Source organism: Erysipelatoclostridium sp. An173 (assembly GCF_002160495.1).
GTDB classification, from domain to species: Bacteria; Bacillota_I; Bacilli_A; order Erysipelotrichales; family Coprobacillaceae; genus Thomasclavelia; species Thomasclavelia merdavium.
In genome coordinates this window covers 1-1,496 of record NZ_NFKR01000094.1, presented here as the reverse complement: position 1 = coordinate 1,496, position 1,496 = coordinate 1, and the positions used below count along the sequence as shown (strand labels likewise).

Genomic DNA, 1,496 nt, shown 5'->3' with positions numbered 1-1,496 from the left:
AGGTCCACTCAAAACTAAACAGAATCTCCACACTTGCTTTCTCCTTAGAAAGGAGGTGATCCATCCCCACGTTCCCGTAGGGATACCTTGTTACGACTTCACCCCAATCATCAATCCCACCTTAGACAGCTCCTCCCTTTCGGTTAGGCCACCGGCTTCGGGTGTTATCAACTCTCGTGGTGTGACGGGCGGTGTGTACAAGGCCCGAGAACGTATTCACCGCGACATTCTGATTCGCGATTACTAGCGATTCCATCTTCATGCACTCGAGTTGCAGAGTGCAATCCGAACTGAGAACGGGTTTCTGGGTTTCGCTCCGCCTCGCGGCTTCGCTTCCCTCTGATCCGTCCATTGTAGCACGTGTGTAGCCCAGGTCATAAGGGGCATGATGATTTGACGTCATCCCCGCCTTCCTCCGGCTTGTCACCGGCAGTCTCGCTAGAGTCCCCAACTTAATGATGGCAACTAGCAACAGGGGTTGCGCTCGTTGCGGGACTTAACCCAACATCTCACGACACGAGCTGACGACAACCATGCACCACCTGTCTCGGATATATCTATCTCTCCATCTCTGGAGCCTTTATCCGGATGTCAAGACCTGGTAAGGTTCTTCGCGTTGCTTCGAATTAAACCACATGCTCCACCGCTTGTGCGGGCCCCCGTCAATTCCTTTGAGTTTCATTCTTGCGAACGTACTACTCAGGCGGAGTACTTACTGCGTTAACTGCAGCACTGGGATCTGACTCCCAACACTTAGTACTCATCGTTTACGGCGTGGACTACTAGGGTATCTAATCCTATTTGCTCCCCACGCTTTCGGGACTGAGCGTCAGTTGCAGTCCAGATCGTCGCCTTCGCCACTGGTGTTCCTCCATATATCTACGCATTTCACCGCTACACATGGAATTCCACGATCCTCTCCTGCACTCTAGCTGCCCGGTTTCTCTGGCACACTGAAGTTAAGCTTCAGCCTTTCACCACAGACCCTTGCTGCCGCCTGCTCCCTCTTTACGCCCAATAATTCCGGATAACGCTCGCCACCTACGTATTACCGCGGCTGCTGGCACGTAGTTAGCCGTGGCTTCCTCATAAAGTACCGTCACTCACATATCATTCCCTATATGTGCCGTTCTTCCTTTATAACAGAAGTTTACAGAACGAATTCCTTCTTCCTTCACGCGGCGTTGCTCGGTCAGGGTTCCCCCCATTGCCGAAAATTCCCTACTGCTGCCTCCCGTAGGAGTCTGGGCCGTGTCTCAGTCCCAGTGTGGCCGGTCACCCTCTCAGGTCGGCTACGCATCGTCGCCTTGGTGGGCCGTTACCCCTCCAACAAGCTAATGCGCCGTAAGCCCATCCTCTACCAGTCCCGTAGCACTTTTAATACAGTTATCATGCGATCTCTGTACCTATGCGGTCTTAGCTGACGTTTCCATCAGTTATCCCCCTGTAAAGGCCAGGTTGCTTACGTATTACTCACCCGTTCGCCACTCGAGCCC

The 1,496-nt window shown here is 53.1% G+C and carries 1 rRNA gene; it reads right to left on the bottom strand.

Going from position 1 to position 1,496, the window contains the following annotated elements:
* Positions 1 to 48: 48 nt before the first annotated feature.
* Positions 49 to 1,496: ribosomal RNA gene (locus B5F09_RS14500) — 16S ribosomal RNA — on the bottom strand; the annotation flags it as partial.